This is a genomic window from Streptomyces sp. N35 (assembly GCF_016464295.1).
GTDB lineage: Bacteria > Actinomycetota > Actinomycetes > Streptomycetales > Streptomycetaceae > Streptomyces.
Genome location: NZ_JAEIMH010000004.1, coordinates 188,682 through 208,666, shown reverse-complemented (window position 1 = coordinate 208,666; position 19,985 = coordinate 188,682). Strand labels below are relative to the sequence as shown.

The 19,985-nt window shown below is 71.4% G+C and carries 17 protein-coding genes; 11 read left to right on the top strand and 6 right to left on the bottom strand.

Going from position 1 to position 19,985, the window contains the following annotated elements; translation table 11 throughout:
* Positions 1-1,636 (bottom strand): S9 family peptidase (locus JAO81_RS03770; RefSeq protein WP_199546279.1); only part of this gene is annotated, 1,636 nt, incomplete at its 3' end.
* Between the two features lie 92 nt (positions 1,637-1,728).
* Between JAO81_RS03770 and JAO81_RS03765 the strand changes: the two genes are divergently transcribed.
* Positions 1,729-2,667, top strand: a complete 939-nt coding sequence (locus tag JAO81_RS03765) for a MerR family transcriptional regulator (RefSeq protein ID WP_199546278.1) — start codon at positions 1,729-1,731, stop codon at positions 2,665-2,667.
* Between the two features lie 76 nt (positions 2,668-2,743).
* On the opposite strand, the gene JAO81_RS03760 is transcribed toward JAO81_RS03765, so the two are convergent.
* Complete coding sequence (locus JAO81_RS03760; RefSeq protein WP_199546277.1) at positions 2,744-3,583, bottom strand: aldo/keto reductase; 840 nt, start codon at positions 3,581-3,583, stop codon at positions 2,744-2,746.
* Between the two features lie 150 nt (positions 3,584-3,733).
* On the opposite strand from JAO81_RS03760, the gene JAO81_RS03755 reads away from it, so the two are divergent.
* Positions 3,734-4,552: an SAM-dependent methyltransferase gene (locus JAO81_RS03755; RefSeq protein ID WP_199546295.1), complete on the top strand. Its 819-nt coding sequence runs from the start codon at positions 3,734-3,736 to the stop codon at positions 4,550-4,552.
* A 22-nt stretch (positions 4,553-4,574) separates the two neighbouring features.
* Here the strand turns inward: JAO81_RS03755 and JAO81_RS03750 are convergent, their stop codons facing one another.
* Together JAO81_RS03750 and JAO81_RS03745 are read right to left on the bottom strand one after the other, a co-directional pair.
* On the bottom strand, positions 4,575-4,778 hold the full coding sequence (locus JAO81_RS03750; protein ID WP_199546276.1) for a hypothetical protein: 204 nt from the start codon (positions 4,776-4,778) through the stop codon (positions 4,575-4,577).
* 77 nt (positions 4,779-4,855) lie between these two features.
* The gene (locus tag JAO81_RS03745) at positions 4,856-5,443 is read right to left on the bottom strand and encodes a helix-turn-helix domain-containing protein (protein ID WP_199546275.1); all 588 of its coding nucleotides are present in this window, start codon (positions 5,441-5,443) and stop codon (positions 4,856-4,858) included.
* A gap of 144 nt (positions 5,444-5,587) precedes the next feature.
* On the opposite strand from JAO81_RS03745, the gene JAO81_RS03740 reads away from it, so the two are divergent.
* From JAO81_RS03740 to JAO81_RS03730, 3 genes are all read left to right on the top strand, one after another.
* Positions 5,588-7,165, top strand: a complete 1,578-nt coding sequence (locus JAO81_RS03740) for an MFS transporter (protein ID WP_199546274.1) — start codon at positions 5,588-5,590, stop codon at positions 7,163-7,165.
* Between the two features lie 202 nt (positions 7,166-7,367).
* Complete coding sequence (locus tag JAO81_RS03735; protein WP_199546273.1) at positions 7,368-9,362, top strand: DUF4132 domain-containing protein; 1,995 nt, start codon at positions 7,368-7,370, stop codon at positions 9,360-9,362.
* The gene (locus tag JAO81_RS03730) at positions 9,359-11,692 is read left to right on the top strand and encodes a DUF4132 domain-containing protein (RefSeq protein ID WP_199546272.1); all 2,334 of its coding nucleotides are present in this window, start codon (positions 9,359-9,361) and stop codon (positions 11,690-11,692) included. Before JAO81_RS03735 ends, JAO81_RS03730 begins: the two co-directional genes overlap by 4 nt.
* Before the next feature lie 14 nt (positions 11,693-11,706).
* Here the strand turns inward: JAO81_RS03730 and JAO81_RS03725 are convergent, their stop codons facing one another.
* A complete protein-coding gene (locus JAO81_RS03725) occupies positions 11,707-12,789 on the bottom strand; it encodes a hypothetical protein (protein WP_199546271.1) in 1,083 nt (360 codons plus the stop codon).
* Positions 12,790-12,858: 69 nt separating this feature from the next.
* A complete protein-coding gene (locus tag JAO81_RS03720) occupies positions 12,859-13,494 on the bottom strand; it encodes a 1,4-alpha-glucan branching protein (RefSeq protein ID WP_199546270.1) in 636 nt (211 codons plus the stop codon).
* A gap of 233 nt (positions 13,495-13,727) precedes the next feature.
* On the opposite strand from JAO81_RS03720, the gene JAO81_RS03715 reads away from it, so the two are divergent.
* The 6 genes from JAO81_RS03715 to JAO81_RS03690 all read left to right on the top strand — a co-directional run bounded on the left by JAO81_RS03715 (position 13,728) and on the right by JAO81_RS03690 (position 19,914).
* Entirely contained in the window at positions 13,728-14,540 is an 813-nt protein-coding gene (locus JAO81_RS03715) for a hypothetical protein (RefSeq protein WP_199546269.1), read from the top strand.
* Between the two features lie 44 nt (positions 14,541-14,584).
* Entirely contained in the window at positions 14,585-15,310 is a 726-nt protein-coding gene (locus JAO81_RS03710; RefSeq protein WP_199546268.1) for a DivIVA domain-containing protein, read from the top strand.
* A 63-nt stretch (positions 15,311-15,373) separates the two neighbouring features.
* The gene (locus JAO81_RS03705) at positions 15,374-16,456 is read left to right on the top strand and encodes a hypothetical protein (RefSeq protein ID WP_233414866.1); all 1,083 of its coding nucleotides are present in this window, start codon (positions 15,374-15,376) and stop codon (positions 16,454-16,456) included.
* Positions 16,457-16,525: 69 nt separating this feature from the next.
* A complete protein-coding gene (locus tag JAO81_RS03700; RefSeq protein ID WP_199546266.1) occupies positions 16,526-17,107 on the top strand; it encodes a dihydrofolate reductase family protein in 582 nt (193 codons plus the stop codon).
* Positions 17,108-17,249: 142 nt separating this feature from the next.
* A complete protein-coding gene (locus JAO81_RS03695; RefSeq protein ID WP_199546265.1) occupies positions 17,250-18,248 on the top strand; it encodes a TIGR03842 family LLM class F420-dependent oxidoreductase in 999 nt (332 codons plus the stop codon).
* Between the two features lie 112 nt (positions 18,249-18,360).
* The gene (locus JAO81_RS03690) at positions 18,361-19,914 is read left to right on the top strand and encodes an NCS1 family nucleobase:cation symporter-1 (RefSeq protein WP_199546264.1); all 1,554 of its coding nucleotides are present in this window, start codon (positions 18,361-18,363) and stop codon (positions 19,912-19,914) included.
* The last annotated feature ends 71 nt before the right edge of the window (positions 19,915-19,985 follow it).

Genomic DNA, 19,985 nt, shown 5'->3' with positions numbered 1-19,985 from the left:
CCCGCCTTAGGGAGTCCCGTACGCCGGCGCGGGACTCTGCGGTCCGGTCGAGGCCCTCGAAGGAGTGGTGGCCGTGCGGTACGTCGACCACCTCGAGGCGGGCGTCGGCGGCGCGGGCCGCCGTGACGAATTCCGTGACCGTCGCCGCGATCGCGGAGGTTTCCAGGCCCGCGCGGACGAGGAGCAGGGGCAGTCGGCCCGCCTTCGCGACCACGTCCGCCGGGCGGACCTGACCCGGCCCCAGACCCCAGCTCGCGAGCGGCGCCATGATCGGGTAGTTCGCCGCGAGGCAGCGCAGCCACGGGGGAGGGGCGCTCAGCCAGTGCGCCGTCATCGGACCGCTGCCGGAGAAGAACCACAGGGCGATACGGGACGCGTCGACGCGCGGGTCGGCCCTGACCTGTTCCACCGCGGCGGCCAGGTCGGCCGAGGCCACCGCGTAGTCGGCCACGTCGTGCAGCCGGTGATCGAGCGTCACCCCGACCGCTCCCTGCGCGGCCACGTACCGGGCGTATCCGACGAAGGTCGGCCACTCCCGAGGCGATGGCCGCATGTCCGCGGGGACCGGGCCCCCGTGGACGAACACCACCGCGGGCCGCGGACCCGTGGCGGCGGGCAGGAACAGGTCCACGGCGCCGTGGCGTTCGGGCGTGATCTCCGGTACGTCCAGGAGGAAGGGCCGCAGGTACCCCGGCGTCTCGGCGGGTGCGTCGTCCGCCGACAGGCTCACCCCCTCACCTGCGGCCGCCGCGAGGAGGGCATCCGCGAGCTCCGACGGACGGGACAGCATCGGCCAGTGCCCGGTGGGCAGTTCGAAGAAGGTGACCTCCGGACGGGCCAGCGCCCGCAGCGCCGGATCGCCGAAGCCGACGAGCATCCGTACCGTCTCGATCGTCGTCCCGCTCTCCATGCACAGCACCCCCGTGGTCGGCAGGTCCGCGGACGCCCCCGTCAGGCGCAGCGGCCGCAGCAGTGTCCCCGTCGGATGCGGTGCGGCGAGCGCGGTGAGCCGGTCCAGGTGTGCGTCGGAGAGTCCCGCCGTGCTGCCCCAGCGCGCCCACTCCGCACGCCCGGGGGCCGCCAACAGCTCTTCCTCCGCCAGGTGTTCGCGCAGTGCGGGGTCGGGGACCGTGGCCAGTCCCACCGAGCCGTCCTGCACCAGCGGCGCGTCCACATACACGATCCGCGCCACCCGGTCCGCGCGGCGGTCCGCCGCGCCCACCGCGGGGAACACCCCGTAGCCGTGCCCGACGAGCACCACGTCCCGTGCGCTGTCGGTACCGTCCGCGGCGTGCGTGTCCGTGTCCTGCGTGCCACGTGTGCCTGTGTCCTGGGTGCCCGTGTTCTGCGTGCCACGTGTGCCCGTGTCCTGCGTGCCACGTGTGTTCGTGTCCTGCGTGCCGTCCGCGTCGATCGCCGCGACGACCTGCGCGATATGGGCCTCGAGGTCCACGGCGGCCGGGGGAGCCACGGCGCTCTCAAGGCCTACGACGCCCTCAAGGCCTACGACGCCCTCGCGCGGTCGCGGCACCTCCACCACATCCGCCTTCGCGCCGGCCGCCAGCAGCCGCTCGACCGTCTCCTGCCACACCTGGGCCCCCGTGAACAGTCCCGGAACCACAATGAATCGGGTCATCCCATACCTCCGCACTCCGTCGCCCGCGGACCGGTCCGTCGCCGGTTTCGCGGTCGCGGGTACGTTAGGAACTCCCCTAAAGGGAGGTTCAAGTGCCGACGCCGTCCGACGGTGCGTGGAGTATCGGCGAGCTCGCCGAGCATGCGCGGACCACCGTGAAGACCGTCCGCTTCTACTCGGACCGCGGTCTGCTGCCGGAGCTCTCGCGCAGTGGCGGCGGCCATCGCAGATACGGTCCCGAGGCCCTGGAGCGGGTCCGTCTGATCCGCTCCCTGCGCGGCCTCGGCGTCCCCCTGCCGGAGGTCCACCGCATCGTCGACGAACGGTCCGGCGCGCTGGAGGACGCGGTCGCCGGGCAGTTGCGCACGCTCGGCTCCCAACTGACCGCCCTGCGCTGGCAGGAGGCCGCACTCCGCCTCGTACAGGAATCCGAGCCGGCGGAACGCGCCGACCGCCTGCAGCTGATCGGAGCGCTCGGCACGCCGCCGAGCACCGCACCGCTCGCACGGTTCTGGCGTGCGTGGCTGCCCGCGCGGATGCCGGCGAAGTCCACCGCGGACTTCCTGGAGGTGGCCGTGCCGCAGCCGCCGGACAGCCCGTCGTCCGGGCAGGTCCTGGCGTTCGCGCGGCTCAACGCCCTGGTGTCGCGCCCCTGTTCCGGCGCCGCGCGGCCCCAGCCCGCCGCGCACGGGGCCGCGGGCGCGCGCGAGTCCGCGCTGCTGTACGCGGGTCTGGCCGAGGCGTACGAACTGGCGGGCCGGCAGATCCTGGCGGGCGCGGACCCGCACTCCGGTGACGCGCTGGTCTGCTTCGTGGACACGTACGCGACGGTGACCGGGCACCGTGACGGTCCGGGGTTCCGGCGTGGTCTGGCGCGTCAACTCGCGGACGATCCACGGTTCGACGGCTACTGGGAACTCGTGTCGCAGGTGGCCACCGGCCCCGGAGAACGGCCGGCCCCGACGCCGGGCGAGGCCCACGACTGGCTGCTCGCGGCGCTGGAGGCGGAGGTGCGGCAGGAGGTGGCCTGACGGTTCCGCTCAGGGGGAGACGTACGAGGTGGGCGCCGCTGTCCGGTGGTCGGATGAGTGAGAGTCGCTTTCGCTCCTACGCCACCCCCGCAAGCCCGTCCAGCCGCGCCCGCTGCCCCGCACTCAGCTCGATCCCCGACGCGGCGACGTTCTCCTCCAGATGCGCCAGCCGCGCCGTGCCCGGGATCGGCAGCATGACGGGGGAGTGCCCGAGCAGCCAGGCGAGGGCGACCTGTGTCGGCGTGGCGTCCAACTCGGCCGCCACCGCGGCCACTTCCGCATCCGCGCCCGACTTCCCCCACGCGACCGTACGCCAGGGCAGAAACGCGATGCCCTCCCGCTCGCACACCGCCAGCACCGGCTCGTGCTCGCGGTCGAGCAGGTTGTAGCGGTTCTGGACGCTGGCGATCTCGACGGTCTCCCGCGCCTCGCGCAGCTCGTCGACCGTCACCTCGGACAGCCCGATCCGCCCGATCTTGCCCGCCTCCTGGAGTTCGCGCAGCGCACCCATCTGGTCGGCCAGCGGTGTCTTCGGATCGATCCGGTGCAGCTGCAGCAGCTCGACGCGCTCGACCCGCAGCCGCCGCAACGCGTTGTCGACCTGACCGCGCAGCACCTCGGGCCGCCCGTCGAGCTCCCACTCACCCGCAGGTCCGCGCCGCTCCAGACCGATCTTGGTGGTGACCAGGAGCTCCTCCGGATACGGATACAGCGCCTCGGCGAGCAACTCCTCATTGCTGCCGCCGCCGTACATGTACGCGGTGTCGATCAGCGTGACCCCGAGCTCGACGGCCCGCCGGGCCACCGCGAGGGCATTCTCCCGGTCCGGTCCCGGCTCGGTGGGCAGATGCATGGCCCCGAATCCGAGCCGTCGTACTTCGAGCTCCCCGGCGATACGGAACACCTCGGACATCATGTGCCAACCCCTCCCCGGCGGTGAAGGCGACACGGTAGCAAGCGAGTTGAACGCGCAGGTGGCAGCATTTGCTCCAGGACCTCCCAAGGCGCCCCCGAAGACCGTAAGTTGACGTCAGACGCGCTTGGAGCAGAGGGAGAGCCGACCGTGGTGTACGAAGAGTCCGAGAAGTCCGGGTCCGAGGGCGGAAGCCGGATCGATGTGTCACGACCGCACTCGGCGCGGATCTGGAACTACCTGCTCGGCGGCAAGGACAACTACGCGATCGACCGGGTGGCCGGCGACAAGGTCGTCGAGGTGTACCCGGGCATGCGGGACGTCACCCGCCAGTCCCGCCAGATGCTCACCCGCGTGGTCTCCTACCTCGCGGGCGAGGCCGGGATACGGCAGTTCCTGGACATCGGCACCGGGCTGCCGACCGCCAACAACACCCATGAGGTCGCCCAGTCCATAGCCCCCGACTCGCGCATCGTCTACGTGGACAACGACCCGCTGGTCCTGGTCCACGCCCAGGCACTCCTGACGAGCACGCCCGAGGGCAAGTGCGACTACCTCGAGGCGGATGTACGCGACCCCGAGACGATCCTGCGCGAAGCCGCCCGCACCCTGGACTTCTCGCAGCCCGTCGCCCTGATGCTGATGGGCATCATGGGCCTGGTCACCGACGAGCAGAAGCCGCAGTCCGTCGTGGACCACCTGCTCTCCGCCCTGCCGTCCGGCAGCTATCTCGCGCTGTACGACGGCTCCGACGCCGACCCCGCGTATGTCGAGGCCATCGCCCGCCACAACGCGAACAGCGGCGCCGTCCCGTACACCCCGCGCAGCATCGACCGGATCGCCCGCTACTTCGACGGCCTCGAACTCCTCGAGCCCGGCGTGGTCTCGGTCGAACGCTGGCGCCCGCAGCCCAACCCGTGGGGCGAGCCGGTCAAGGTGTCCTGTGCGGGCGGGCTGGCGCGCAAGCCCTGATCGGTGCGCCGAGGGCCGGGGTTCAGTCGATGTAGGCGTCCGTGAACTCCGGTCCTTCGAGCCCCTGTCGGCAGCCCTCGTGATCGTCCGGGGGGCCGCCCTTCGTGAGGACCAGCGCGTAACCCTGTCCCGTGCGGCAGTCCTTGTCGCTCCACTCGCGGGCCATGACCGTCCAGACGACGCCGGCGGCGACGACAACGATGATCAGGAACAACCGCGCCTTCATGGACCCCCCTTGTGCGTCGGCCCGCCCATGGTGGCGGGCGACCCGCGGTGTCGCCAGCCCTGGGGGCGCCGTGAGCCTCAGGTGGTTTCCGGCGCCTGCTCGGGGTCCTTGCGCTGATGGCCGCGGCGGGCGTCGCGGTCGAAGATGCCCAGGATCTCGCAGGGGCCGCCGGCGCTGCCGATCGCGTGCGGCAGCATCGTCGGGAACTCGGCGGCCTGGTTGGTCTCGATCCGGAGCCGGCGGTGCGCCAGGAGCAGGATCGCCGTGCCGGAGAGGACGACGAGCCACTCGCGGCCGGGGTGCGCCCGCATCCTCGCGGCGTTCTCCGGGGGCGGCTCGGTCATCCGCTGACGTACCACCGTCATGCCGGGCTCGGCCCTGATCGGCCAGCGCATCAGGCCGTGCGAGGCGTCGATCATGGGGCTGATGATGACGTCGTCCGAGGCGTTCTCGACCAGCTGGTCCAGTGAGGTGTCCAGGGCCCGCGCCAGGGTGACCAGCTGGTCCAGGGCGAGGCGGCGCTGACCGTTCTCGATCCTGCTCAGGGTCGACTGGCTGACCTTCGCCCGGGCGGCCAGTTCCTCGAGGGACCAGCCCTGGGCCACGCGCAGGGCGCGGATGCGTTTGCGGACGAGGCCGTCCAGATCATCAGTGTCTTGCGTCATGGGCAAGATTGTATGTCTGAGGGGCAAGGTCCGCTTAGCGTTGCTCACGTATCCCCGACTCCCCGTCCGACCCGCAGCGGCTTTCGCGCGCCCTTTTTGGGAGGACCCATGACTCCAGCCATGACCCCACCCCCGACTCCAGCCATGCCCCCACCCCCGACTCCACCCCCGACCCTCGACTCCGCGACCGACGCCCGTCGGCGCCGCTCCATCCTGATCGCCGTCTGCATCGCGCTGATGGCAGTCATCGCCTCGGTCTCCGGCCTGAACGTGGCCCAGCCCGACCTGGCCGTGGAATTCGGTGCCTCGCAGTCGGCGATCCTGTGGATGATCAACCTCTACACGCTGACCCTGGCCGCGCTGCTGCTGCCGCTCGGTGCGCTCGGCGACCGGCTCGGGCGCAAGCGCATGCTGATCGCGGGCCTGGTGCTCTTCGGTCTCGCGAGCGTCGCCGGCGGGCTCGCGCCCTCCACCGAGGTCATGCTCGGTGCGCGCCTGCTCAGCGGGGTCGGCGCCGCGATGATCATGCCGATCACGCTCGCCGTCATCACCTCCACCTTCCCGGAGGAGGAACGCGGCCGCGCCATCGGCATCTGGACCGGGGTCGCCGGAGGCGGCGGCATCCTGGGCATGTTCCTGTCGGCCGCCCTGGTCGACGTCGCCGACTGGCGCTGGCTGTTCGTGCTGCCCGTCGTCCTGGTCGCGGTGGCCCTGGCGATGACGCTGCGATCCGTCCCTGACTCCCGTGAGCACTCCCGTCATGCGTACGACACCACCGGAGCACTGGCCTCGGTCGTCGCCGTCGTCGGTCTCATCTTCTTTCTGCAGGAGGGGCCCGAGCGGGCCTGGAACGAGCCGCTGACGCTGGTCAGCCTCGCCTTCGGAGCGCTCGCCGCCGTGTTCTTCGTGCTCTGGGAGCTGCGGCGCCGTGAGGGTGCGCTGCTCGACGTACGTCTGTTCCGTGCGCGTGGACTGGCCGGCGGTTCGCTCACGCTGCTCGCCGTCTTCGGGGTGCAGGCCGGGATCTTCGTCGTGCTCTTCCCGTTCCTCCAGGCCGTGCTCGGCTGGTCCGGACTGCTGTCCACCGCGGCCCTGATGCCCATGGCCGTCCTCATGATGATGACGTCCGGCCTCGCCCCGAAGCTCGCCGGACGTGTCGGCCCCAAGGCCACCATGGCCACCGGAATCGCCTTGTCCGGAACGGGACTCGGCCTCATGGCCGCGGTCGTCTCCGTCGACGGCGGCTATCTGTCGGTGCTGCCCGGCATGCTCGCGATGGGCGTCGGGATGGGTCTGTCGATGACGCCGTCCACCGAGGCCATCACCTCCTCCCTGCCTCAGGAGCGCCAGGGCGTGGCCTCCGCGCTCAATGACGTCACCCGCGAGTTCGGCACCGCTCTCGGCATCGCCCTGCTCGGCGCGCTCCTCTCCGCCGGCTACGGCGACGCGATCGGGGAACGGCTCGACGGCTTCCCGTCCGAGGCCGCGGGACCGGCCCGCGAGGGCGTCGCCAACGCCCTCGACGCCGCCCACGCGGCCGGCCCCCAGGCGCGGGAACTGGTCCTCGCGGCCCGCGAGTCCTTCGTCGACGGCTGGCAACAGGCCATGTGGGCGGGCGTGTTCGTGATGGCCGCGCTGTTCGTCTACGTGGCGCTGCGGGGGCCCGAGCGCAAGCAGGGCCCGGTCCAGGGGACGGAGTCCGCCGAGGCACTGACCGTGTGACCTCGACACCTCAGGGTGGGCCGGTCAGCCACCGGCCCACCCTCGCGTCAGAAACGCGTCGCTCGACAGCCCGCTCCCGAACTCCCGGCGGTCCAGCCGGTGGAGGAGCCAGGACATCTGCGGGCGGGACTGACAGCGCCGGTGCCGACGGGCGGCCCGGACCTGCGGACGCGTTGTCAGACCCCCCTGCCATGATCCCCGCATGGTGTACGAGACCTTGGCGGGCGAGGCCCGTGAGCGAGACGCGCTCGATGACGTGCGGCCGGATGCGCTGGAGCGCGTACCCGCCGACGCCCCCTGGGCGGCAGCGCTCAGGGAACGTGCCGGGGCCGGGCAGGCGCCCGAACTCGCCGCTCTCGTACGGCATCCCCCCGCCCTGGCGCCCCCCCCCCCCCCGCAGAAGGGGCGGCGTACCTGCCCCGACCGGGTGGCCGCCGCGAAGGCGGACGACCTCGTCGCCGGCACACTCAGGGACCTCGCCGAGGGCGAGCCCCTGTGCACCCGGGACCACGGTCGGCACACGGCCGGGACCGGCGCCACCCACCACTCCCCCTCCGTCGTCCACAGCCCCGACACCGACCTCGCCCGAGGCGCCGTCTGGGCGGCGGCCCTGACCGGCGGGCCGGACGCGGTACGTCACCTCGGCGCACTCGCCCTCCGGGTGAGCGGCGCCGAGCGCGGGGTCATCGAGGACCTCAAGCTGTCGGGCGCCGCCGTCAACGCCCTAGCCGACACCGGCGCCCCCGCCTCCCTCGAAGAGCTCGGGCGGCTGCAGGCGAAGATCAGGCACCGCGCCCTGCGCAAGCAGCTCGACACCGCCCTGACGACCGCCGCGGGAAAGCAGGGCATCACCCCGCAGCAGCTCGTCGAGCGCAGCGTGCCCGGCCATGGGCTGGGCCAGGACAGCGCGCGGGAAAGTGAGGCGGGAGACCACCGCATACGGATCGCGATCGAGGACGCCACGACCGTACGCCTCACCTTCATCCGCCCCGACGGCACCACCTCCCGCACCGCACCCGCGGCCCTGAAGGACGGATTCCCCGAGGAGCTCAAGGAGCTGAAGGCGTACGCCAAGGAGCTCCGCGGCACCCTCGCGGGCGAACGCGCCCGTGTGGAGGGCCTGTTGTCCACCGACCGCGTGTGGCCGTACGACGAGTGGTGCCGCCACTACCGCGACCACCCGGTCACCGGGGTGCTGGTCCGTGGCCTGATCTGGGAGTTCCGCGACGAGACCGGCCCGTGGCGGTCCGCCGCGCCGGGCGCCGGACCGGAAGACGGCACCGCAGCACACGTCAGGCTCTGGCACCCGATCAGGGCAGCGGCGGACGAAGTCCGAGCGTGGCGCGAACGGTTGATCGCCGACCGCCTGCGCCAGCCCTTCAAGCAGGCCTTCCGCGAGATCTATCTGCTCACCCCGGCCGAGGAGCGCACCCGCCTCTACTCCAACCGTTTCGCCGCGCACATCGTCCACTACCAACAGCTCTACGCCCTGTTCAAGGTGCGCGGCTGGCAGTCCAACTACCTCGGCAGCCACGACGGCGGTTACGACGGCACCGCCCGGGCCGAGTTCGGGGACGGCGCGTGGCGGGCGCTGTTCCACCACGAGCCCGCGGAGGAGGGCTTCCGCTACTCACCGGACCACGCCGCCACCGATCAGGTCCGCTTCGAGCGCCGCCACGGTCTGCAGTGGCGCGAGGCGCCGCTCGACGAGGTGCCGGCACCGGTGTTCAGCGAGGCCATGCGCGATGTCGACCTCTTCGTCGGCGTGACCTCGATCGCCGCCGATCCCCAGTGGACCGACCGCGGCGAGGACCGCTACACCGACTACTGGCGGACCGCGACCTTCGGCGCCCTCACGGCCACGGCCGAGATCCGTCGCGAGGCGTTGGAACGGATCGTGCCCCGCCTGACGAAGCTCGCCGACCGCTGCACCTTCGACGGCCGCTTCCTGGTCGTCCGCGGCGACTTGGCCACGTACAGGATCCATCTCGGTTCGGCGAACATCCTCATGGAGCCCGATGACGCCTACCTCTGCATCGTCCCGGCGGCGCGCTCGCCGAGAACGAGCGGTCAGGTCTTCCTGCCCTTCGAGGACGAGCGGCTCTCGCTGATCCTCAGCAAGGCGCTGATGCTGGCCGCCGACACGAAGATCACGGACGGGACGATCCTCCGGCAGATCGAGCGGGGTGCCCGATGAACGCGACGGCCGAGCGACTGCTGCGCGCACTGACCGATCCCGACGCCCAGCTGGATGCGCAGGAGCCCGTCGAGTTGGGCGAGGTCGGCGACGACGAGCTCGGGACCCTGCATGCGGCGGCGTTCCACACGGGTCCTGAGCAAGCTCCATGGGAGGTGGTGCGCGTGCGGTCGGCCGTCATGGCCGCGGCGCGTCAGCGGACCGCGCGGTATGCGCCCCACGCCGTGCGGAGGATCTTCGAGGTGTTCATCGAGGAGTGCCGCGGGGGCAGGCCGGTGGACCTGAGGGAGCTGCTTGCGGTGATCGAAGGGTTCATCGAACCCGTGCCCGAAGCGCCCGAACTGGCCCGCTCCCTCGTCGAGTCGGCGTGCGAGCACCAGCCGTTCCGTCAGCCGTTCGCGCTGCTGGCGCTCGCGCGGCTCGCGGGTGAGGAGACGGTCCGGGCCACCGTCGCGACGGTGGCGCAGAAGAGCGGGCCGATCGTCGCCGACGAGATGGCGGTACGGGCGGGACTCGATCCGGCCGCGCAGGGGCAGCTCGCCGGCATGGACCGGGAGCACCGGCTCGTGGAGACGGACGCGCACGTATGGTTCAGCGCGGCGGCCCATCCCGCGTACGTGGCCTTCGCCCGCCGGGCCCTGGAAGCCGCGGCCGCGCGCGCCGAGGCGATACAGGCCCGGGAGATCCCGTACCAACCGGAGAAGGCCTTCACGGACCGGGAGGTGACCGTCCTCGGCGATGCGCTGCGGGTCGCCCTGGAGCGGGACGAGGACTGGCTGCCCGAGGTGTGCGCACGGCTGCTGCCCGGCATCGCGCTGGCTCCCGGCAGCGCGAAGACGCTGCCCTCGCAGGCCCTGCTCTACGAAATCGCCCGCGCCGCCAAGGAGTTCCCCACACCAGAGCTCGTGGCCGCCCTGCGCACCGTACGCCGGACCGTGCGCCACGCCGGCGTGCCCAAGCAGCTCGACAAGATGCTGAAGAAGGCCGACATCGCGCTGGCCGAACGGACCGAGGTGGCCCTGCGTCTGCCGCGCCTCGACTTCGACGACGACGCAGTCGTGCGCAGGTCCGCCGGTGCGTACGAGGGCGTGGTCACCGTGACCGACACCGCCGTGCTGACCTGGGAGAAAGACGGGCGCGCACTCAAGAGCGTCCCGGCCGCGGTGCGGCGCGACCACGGAGACCTCGTCAAGGAACTGCGCGATCTCGTCAAGCGCGTCAACGCCCAACTCGCCACACTGCTCAGGGCCCTGGAGGGCAGCTTCGTCGTCGACGACGCGACCCACGCGTACGGCTGGTGGCGCTCCGAGCTCGCCGGGCACCCGCTCGCCCGGACGCTCGTACGCCGCCTGATCTGGGAGATCGAACTCGGACCCGACCATTGGCAGGCCGTACTGCCCGAGGCCGACGATGTCCTCCCCGAGGCCCCCGACGACGCTCGCGTACGGCTGTGGCATCCGCAGCGCGCGGAGCCCGAGGCCGTACGGCGGTGGCGTGAACTGCTCACGGAACGGCAGGTGCGCCAGCCGTTCAAGCAGGCCTTCCGCGAGATCTATCTGCTCACCCCGGCCGAGGAGCGGACCCGCGTCCACTCCAACCGCTTCGCGGCCCATATCGTCCACTACCGCAAGATGTTCGCCCTGTTCCGGGCGCAGGGCTGGCAGAGCGGACTCCTCGGCGGCTGGGACGCCGGTGAGGAGGACTGGGCCGAGCGGCTGATGGACTCGGGCCGGTGGCGGGTCACGTTCCGCCACCTGTGGACCGACACGGAAGGTGTGCACGAACTCGCCTCGACCGACCAAGTCCGCTTCCAGCGCCTGGAGTCGGGGACCTGGCTCGAGGCGCCGCTCGCCGACGTGCCGCCGCTGGTGTTCAGCGAGGCCATGCGCGATGTGGACCTGTTCGTCGGCGTCTGCTCCATCGCCGCCGACCCCGACTGGACCGACGGCGGGCCCGAGCGCGCCTACTGGGAGCGCGCCGGATTCGCCGAGCTGACCGAGACCGCCGAGGCGCGCAAGGAGGTGCTCGCGCGACTGCTGCCCAGGCTGAAGATCGCCGAGCGCTGCACGCTCGACGGCCGCTTCCTGGTCGTGCGCGGCGACTTGACCACGTACCGGATCCATCTCGGCTCGGCGAACATCCTCATGGAGCCGGACGGCGCCTACCTGTGCATCGTGCCGGACCGCCGTCGGACGGCCGGGGGCGGCCAGGTGTTCCTGCCGTTCGAGGACGAGCGGCTCGGGCTGATCCTCAGCAAGGCCCTGCTGCTCGCCGCCGATACGGAGATCGCCGACCAGAGCATCCTGCGGCAGATCAAGCGCGGAGCCTGACCTCGGCCCCTGGTTCAGGAACGGCTCGCGGTCCCGCACTCCCCACCGCGCCCGGTCCCTTCGAGACCCTCGCTGCGGTCGTACGGGTCGACCCCCTCGCCCCCGCCGCCGCGTTCGTGGTCCTCGGTGAAGGTGGGGGAGAGGTGACCGACGACGTCACAACCGCCGTTGGTCGTATGCACCTTGTACGAGGAGAACGAGAACGTGCCGCGTTCCGTCCGCACCTTCGACGGGTCGTCCCAGCTCAGCACCAGCTCACGGCGCACGATCGTGCGGGTGACCTCGTCGCTGCCGCCCTCGGCGCGGGCGAACGGGTAGACGAAGGTGACGTCGGCGGTCACTTCGAGGGCGCCGTACTCGCCCTCCTCGTACGAGAGCCGGCCGCGCGTCTTGATGACCTCACCGACGAGCTCGACCTCGTCGGTGCGGTAGCGCGTGAACAGGAGCAGCGGGTCGTTCTCCCGGGTCGGCTCGGTCAACGCGGTGGTCAGCAGCGGCTTGACGTCCGCCTGGCGAGGGTTGACGAGGCCGATCGCCGCGTCCGGACGCTTGCCGCGCAGCACGGCCGGATCGAGATTCGACGCGACGACGAAGTCACGGGACTTTTCGAGGGCGTCCGCGACCGCGGCCTTGTCCATCCAGCCCGTCGCCCGCGCTTCGGGCACATGGATGCCGCCCGCCCCGTCGGCCCACCGGGCGGCCGGGGAGCCCTTGAACGGCTCGTCCCTGGTGGGCTGTTCGGCACTGCCGCCCGCCGGCGCTCCGGACGGACGCCCGGACTCCGCGGCGAGGGGCCGCTCGTCGGCTCCGCTGCCGCCGAACCATCCGGACAAGGCGCCGGGTGTGAGCGCCACGACGAGGCCGGCGACGGCGAGCAGCAGCGCGAGCACCTGCCAGGCCTTGAACCGCCGCTGCCGCGGCGGCTGGTGAGCACGCCACCCTTGCGGGCCGCCGGGGGTGTCGCGCAGCCGTTCCGCGACCATCCGCGCCCGCGCCGAGGGCTCCTCGGGTGCGCCGGGGCTGCCCGCCTCGGCTTCCCGCAGGAAGCGCTCCCACTCCTCGTCCGGTATGGACGACTCGTCCTTGTTCGTGCTCAAACCCCGGCCCCCTTCTTCCTGTGAGCGATGATCCCACAGGGGGAGAAGGGGCACATGGGGCGTGTGCGGTCAGGCTCCGGGATGCACGATGACGAAGGGGGCGCGGACCTGCGACGCATCGGCCCGCTGCCATACGCCGGTGACGTGGCCGCCTCCACCCGGCGCGAGCGCACGCACCAGCCGGAGCGTCGTACCGCTCGTCAACCGGATCCCGGTCCCGCTCTCCGTGTCGGTGACGGCCTCGATCCCGGCCGCCCCGAGCGGCGCACCCTCGTACGCGACCCGGATGTCGCGGTCCTCCTGGTCGCTGACGCTCTGTGCCTGCGCCTTCGCGCGTCCGTCGATCAGCGCCGCCAACTCGCCGACCAGGACCGGGTCATGGCACCCGTCGTAGACCCATCGCTTGCCGAGCACGCCGTGCTCCGTGGTGCCGATGAGGGCTTCATCGGCACCCTGCAACGGCGCGCCGCGGTAGGTCATCGGGACGAGATACGAAGACTCCGCACCGTCGTACGACGCACCTGCATCGCTGACGACCATGAACTCGATCCCGACCCCGCCCTCGGGGTCGTCGAGCCGGAACCCGCCCGCCTTCGAGAGCCGCGGCCCCTCGGGACCGCCCCGGTACCACGGCCGCCCGGGCAGCCAGTCCGTGAGGAGTTCCAGCTTGGTCGGCTTGAGCGTCGTGTGATGGATCTCGGCCATACGGAAGCGTCCTCCAGCGAGTTGGGCTGAGCATTGCCGTTCCCAACCCTTTCATCGAGCTGCTTCATCCCGCCCCGGCGGGCCGACGTCGCGTCCGCCCGGGTCACCAGGACGGAAGTCGCGCGCAGGATTGACCGGCGCCCCTGCTGGGCACCTTCGTGAGCGATGAACCAAATGCACAAAAAGCGCGCCTTTCCGGCGTGCTGTCAGGAAACGGCGTAAGAGGTACAGAAATGCCGTTGCCGGAATCCGTCACCTCCCTCACTACTTCCCACACCACCTTCCACTCCTTCCACTCCTTGCTCAAGTTCATCGAGCACCGCATCTGGGTCGCCGTCGGCTGCTGCGCCATGGCCACGGCCTCCACCGTGGCGCTGGCCCGCCGGGCCCGCGCCCAGGCGGGACTGCTGCTGCTCACCGCCTCCGCGCTGATGCTCGCCGCAGTGCTGCTCGACCTGGCCCCTGAGGCCTGGCGCGAGACCGTGCTCCTCGGTGTCCCCGGCTGGCTGCCGCCCACGGTCGCCGTCGCCTCGTACGGCGTGGTCGGCCTGTGCACCCGTGGCCACGGGCGGGCCCGCCCCGGTCACGCACCGGGACGGCACCGCCGCCTCACCGAGACGGCCGGTGTGGTGTCGGCCGGACTCGGCACCGCGGCCGCGCTCGGCGTCCACCGCGTCATGGAGGGCACGACCCTCGCCCTGATCCTCTCCGTCCCGGTCTTCCTCGCGCTGCTCGTGCTCTCCGTCGGCAACGGTCTGACGCTCGGCGTGATGCTCCAGGAGAGCGGCCAGGGTCCGCTTCCCTGGCTGGCCCTCGCGTGCCTGGGCCCCGCACTCGGCGTACTCCTGAGCGTGCTCCACCCCTTCCCCGAAGTGCTGCTGCCATCGGCGCTCGCCGTGGTGGCGGGGATCATCGTGCGCCACGCGGTCGTCGGCCTGCGCCTCGCGCTGCGCCGCCACGCGAACGGCCGCCCGCCGCGCTGGCATCTCGCGACGGCGACGGCGACGGTCCTCGCGACGGGGGCGCTGCTGCTGGCGGCGCACTGAGGCCTGCATGCTCCGGACCGGTTCAGAGAGGAAGTGAGGCATACGTGAACGAGCACGAGGTGGCCGAGCGCGCGCTGAACGAGTGCGCGCTGAACGAGCACGAGGCGAACGCGTACGAGGCGAACGCGCACCAGGCGAACGCGCACGAGATGAACGACCGGCACCCCCAAGTCCCCGGACAGCAGCGCCCGTTGCTGACCCCCGACGACGTCCACCACAAGTGGTTCACCACCACACGTCTGCGCGAGGGCTACGACCTCGGCGAGGTGGACACCTTCCTGCAGGACGTCGAGTACACCCTCGCCTGCCTCCACCGCGACAACACCGACCTCCGCCGCCGGCAGCCCGCGCCCACGGACACCGGCCACGACGCCGCCCGCATCATCGCGCTGGCCGACCGCACCGCGGGCCAGGCGATCGCCGCCGCCTGCGCCGAGGCCCAGCGCATCATCGACGAGGCCCGCGCGAAGGCCGACCGCCTGGAGCAGGAAGCGACGGCCCGAGCCGCACAGGCCTCCGCACACGCCGAACAGGCGGCCGCCGCCCACCTCCACACCCTGGACCGCGAGATCCGCGCGAAGCGCTCGGAACTGGAAGCCCTCACCAGCTCCCGCCTCACCCTCGAACGACAGCTGACCGGTCTGCGCACCCTCCTCGCCGACTACCGCAGCCGCGTCACGGTCCACTTCGACGGCCACCTCGAGGACCTGGAGCGGCAGACAGAGCAGTATCTTGGGTCGGCTTGGCCGTCCGTGGAGCGGGGTGGGTGAGGGGCCGGGCTTCATGGGGGGGCGGGACACGTGGACGCGGTGTGGGACAGGCTGGGCGAGCGGGTGTCCAGGGCTGTGGCCAAGGGGTGGCTGGCCGGGCTGGGTCTCAACCTGGCCGCACCGGCAGAGGTGTTGGTGCGGCACTTCGACTTGGGCGACGCCAAATTCCTGTGGTGGCGCGACGTCCCGGCCGTACTCGACGCGGCGGTGGTACACCCGTCGAAATGGGCCTGGGGCAGGGCGGCCGACACGGGCCGGCTCTCCGCCGAACAGTGGGAGCGCCTGCTCGCCCACACCGAGGGCCTGCCCGAGCACGCGGCACTCGTGGAGATGGCGGAGCATCCGTATGTTTCCGCGTGGCAGGGAGTACGCAGGGGAATTCAGCGCCCGCCCGACGACGAAGCGCGGCCTCCGGCGACGCCCGCCGAGATCGCGGCCTGGGCGGCGTCCGTCCCGGACATCCCGGCGGAGGCCCGCGAGGCTGCCCTGTGGTGGATCGCGGCCCTGCACGACCAGCCCGAAGCCATGCGGCAGTTGGCTGCCTCACCGAATCGCTGGATCCGCAGGAGTGTGGCCCGCGCCCACCGACTGCCCCCGGACATCATCGAGACACTGGCCCGTGACGAAGACCGGGTGGTGCACCTCTTCCTGGCCGAATCCTGCGAGGACGCACCGGCCGAACTGCTGCTCGGCGTGTGGACCTGGTGGGAGCGGAACGGCAGCTTCACCTTCCCCGGCCGCCCCCGCAACCACCCGAACTTTCCCCGCGACAGGCTCCTGCGCTTCGCCGACGACCCGCGCCCCCGAGTCCGGCTGCTCGCCCTCGACGACCCCGAGTCGCCTGCCGACCTGGTCGAGCGGTTCTCGCACGACACCGACGGCGAAGTACGCATGCGAGCCGCCGAGGACCCCCGCCTGGAGCCGTCGTCCGCGGCCCGGCTCACGGAAGACACCGAGTGGCGAGTCCGCAACCAGGCCCGCAAGAACCCCGCCCTCCCGCCTTCCCTCCTCGTACGCCTGCTCCTGGACGAGGAGAGCGCCGAAGAAGCGGCGCACAACCCGGCGATCCCCCTCCCCGTCATCCACCGGATGCTCGACACCGCCGCCCACCACGATTGGACGCCCCGCAGATCCAAGCTCCGATGAGTTTCCGGCGCACATCCGGTCTGTCTTGGTGAAGGGCCACCCCAGGCCCACCGAGACCCGGGAGCAGTCATGGGCAAGGTAGTCATGCAGAACGTCGTGTCCGTGGACGGATTCATCGCCGACGACAACGACGACGTGGGGCCGCTCTTCGAGTGGTACGGGAACGGAGACACGCTGCTCAGCGGGAAGTTCCCCGTCTCCAAGGCGTCGGCCGAGTACGTCCAGCCCGTGTGGGACGCCGTCGGGGCGCTCGTGATCGGGAGGCATCTCTTCGACATGACCAACGGCTGGGAGGGCAAGCCCCCGGCCGGTGACCACGTGATCGTCGTCTCGCACCGGCCCAAGCCGGAGGGCTGGCACCCCGAAGCCTCGTACCACTTCGTGGACGGCGTGGCCGGCGCGATCGCGAAGGGGCAGGAGCTCGCGGGGGAGCGGACCGTCGGTGTCGCGGCGGGCGACGTGGGCGGGCAGGCTCTCGCGCTCGGCCTCGTGGACGAGGTCGCGATGGACGTCGTGCCGGTGGTCTTCGGCTCCGGCAAGCGCTACTTCGGCGCGGTCGACGCCCAGCACCTCCTCGAGGACCCGCACGTCGTCGTCCAGGGGGACCGCGTGCTGCACCTCGCCTACCGCGTACGGCGGCAGACCGCCTGAATTCGTCTGGGTGGACACGCGTAGAGCCCTCTTGCCAACGCCCTGGAACAAGTCCACGATGGTCGCTTCTCGGTGGCCCCGGCCTGCGGACTCGCCCCGGAAAGACGGGGCTTGACGTGGGCTTCGAAACAGGAGCACCAGCATGGACTTCGGACTCGTTCTGCAGACCGACCCGCCGGCCGCGCACGTCGTCAGCCTGATGAAACGGGCCGAACGCAATCGCTTCCGCTACGGATGGACCTTCGACTCGGCGGTGCTCTGGCAGGAGCCCTTCGTCATCTACAGCCAGATCCTGGCCCAGACGCAGCGGCTGACCGTGGGGCCGATGGTCACCAACCCGGGCACCCGCACCTGGGAGGTCACCGCCTCCACGTTCGCGACACTGAACGACATGTACGGCAACCGCACGGTGTGCGGGATCGGGCGCGGTGACTCGGCGATGCGGGTGGCCGGGCGCAAGCCCAACACCCTGGCGCGGCTCGGCGAGGCGATCGATGTCATCCGTGATCTGGCGGAGGGCCGCGAGGCCCAAGTCGACGGTGCGGCCGTGCGGTTGCCGTGGGTGCGCGACGGGAAGCTGCCGGTGTGGATGGCGGCGTACGGCCCGAAGGCTCTCGCGCTCGCCGGGCAGAGGGCCGACGGTTTCATCCTGCAGCTCGCCGATCCGTTCCTCACGGAGTCGATGGTCCGCGCGGTCCGTGACGCCGCCACGGCCGCGGGCCGCGACCCGTCCGACATCAAGATCTGTGTGGCCGCGCCGGCCTACGTGAGCGACGATCTGGCGCACGCCCGCGAGCAGTGCCGCTGGTTCGGCGGCATGGTCGGCAATCACGTCGCCGACCTGGTGGCCCGCTACGGGGAACATTCGGATCTCGTCCCCGAGGCGCTCACCTCGTACATCAAGCAGCGCGAGGGCTACGACTACAGCCACCACGGCCGCGCCGGGAACCCGTCCACGGACTTCGTCCCCGACGAGATCGTGGACCGCTTCTGTCTGCTCGGGCCGGTCGAGGCGCACCTCGAGAAGCTGCGTGTGCTGCGGGACCTGGGCGTCGACCAGTTCGCCGTGTACGCGATGCACGACGCCCGCGAGCAGATCATCGACGTCTACGGAGCGGAGGTCATCCCCGCGATGGGATGACGGGTGTGCAAGCAGGCAGGTCAGAGCAGTCAAGAGCAGGCCGGAGCAGGTAAGAGCACGTCGGAGCACGTCAGGGCAATCCTCAACACTCCCCAAGAGGAATGGACCGGGCATGACGTACGCGAACCCCTCACCCCACGTGGGTGAACCAGCCGTCCCCGCAACCCAGTTGGTCACCGCCGACGGCCAGGTCGAGCTGGCCCCCGGCGCCTATCCCGCCGACAGCGCGTACGCCAACGACGACCTCAAGCCCGTCCCGGTCGCCGAGCGGCACTGGACCACGTACAACTTCGCGGCACTGTGGATCGGCATGGCGCACTGCATCCCTTCCTGGACCCTCGCGTCGGGGCTGATCGCGCTGGGGATGGACTGGAAGCAGGCGGTGTTCACCATCGCACTCGCCAATGTCCTCGTGCTCTTCCCGATGCTGCTCACCGGGCATGCGGGCCCGAAGTACGGCATCCCGTTCCCGATCCTCGCCCGTGCCGCGTTCGGCATCCGCGGTGCGAACCTGCCCGCGCTGCTGCGGGCCGCGGTGGCCTGCGGATGGTTCGGCATCCAGACCTGGATCGGCGGCCAGGGGATCTTCGTCCTCCTGGACAAGCTGTTCGACGGTTCGCTGGCGAAGACGGGTGTGGTCGGCGGCCAGCCGTGGGCCCTGTGGCTCTGCTTCGGTCTGTTCTGGCTGCTCCAACTGGCCATCATCTACCGGGGTATGGAGACGCTGCGCCGTTTCGAGAACTGGGCGGCGCCCTTCGTGCTGCTCGGCGCGGGCGTGCTGCTGTGGTGGATAGCCGACAAGGCGGGCGGCTTCGGCCCGCTGCTCGACCAGCCGTCGACGCTCGGCTGGGGCGCGGAGTTCTGGCCGGTCTTCTTCCCCGCGCTGATGGGCATGATCGGCTTCTGGTCGACGCTCAGCCTCAACATCCCCGACTTCACCCGCTTCGGCCGCGGACAGCGCGCCCAGGTCTGGGGGCAGACACTCGGGCTGCCCACGACCATGACCCTGTTCGCGTTCATGTCGGTCCTGGTGACCTCGGGCTCGCAGGCGATCTACGGCGAACCGATCTGGGAGCCGATCCCGCTGGCCGCCAAGGCCGACAACGCCTTCGGGCTCGTCTTCGCCCTGATCACCGTCCTGGTGGCGACGATCTCGGTGAACCTGGCGGCGAACGTCGTCTCTCCCGCGTACGACCTCTCGAACCTGGCGCCGCGTCTGATCACCTTCCGCACCGGCGCGTTGATCACGGGCGTGGTCGGTGTGCTGATCTTCCCGTGGGAGCTGATCTCCACACCGGAGTTCTACATCTTCGTCTGGCTGGGTGTGGTCGGCGGTCTGCTCGGCACGGTCGCGGGCATCCTCATCACCGACTACTGGCTGGTGCGCCGCACCCGGCTCGCCCTGCGGGAGTTGTACGTGAAGGAGGGCCGCTACTGGTACAGCGGCGGGTGGAACTGGCGTGCCGTGCTGGCGTTCACGGTCGGCGCGCTGCTCGCGGTCGGGGGTTCGCACTCGGCGCCGGGGAAGGGGCCGTTCCCCGAGGACGGGCTGATCCCGTTCCTCGAACCGCTGTCGGATTACGGGTGGGCCGTGGGGCTGGTTTCGGCGGCGGTGCTGTACCTGGCGCTGTCCTCCCGCTCCCGGAACGAGGCGACGGAGGGCTGACCTCCGGAGCTCCGCAGGGGGGCGGGGGGGGGGGGGGGCCCGGGGGGTCGCGCGCCGCCCCGCCGCGGGCG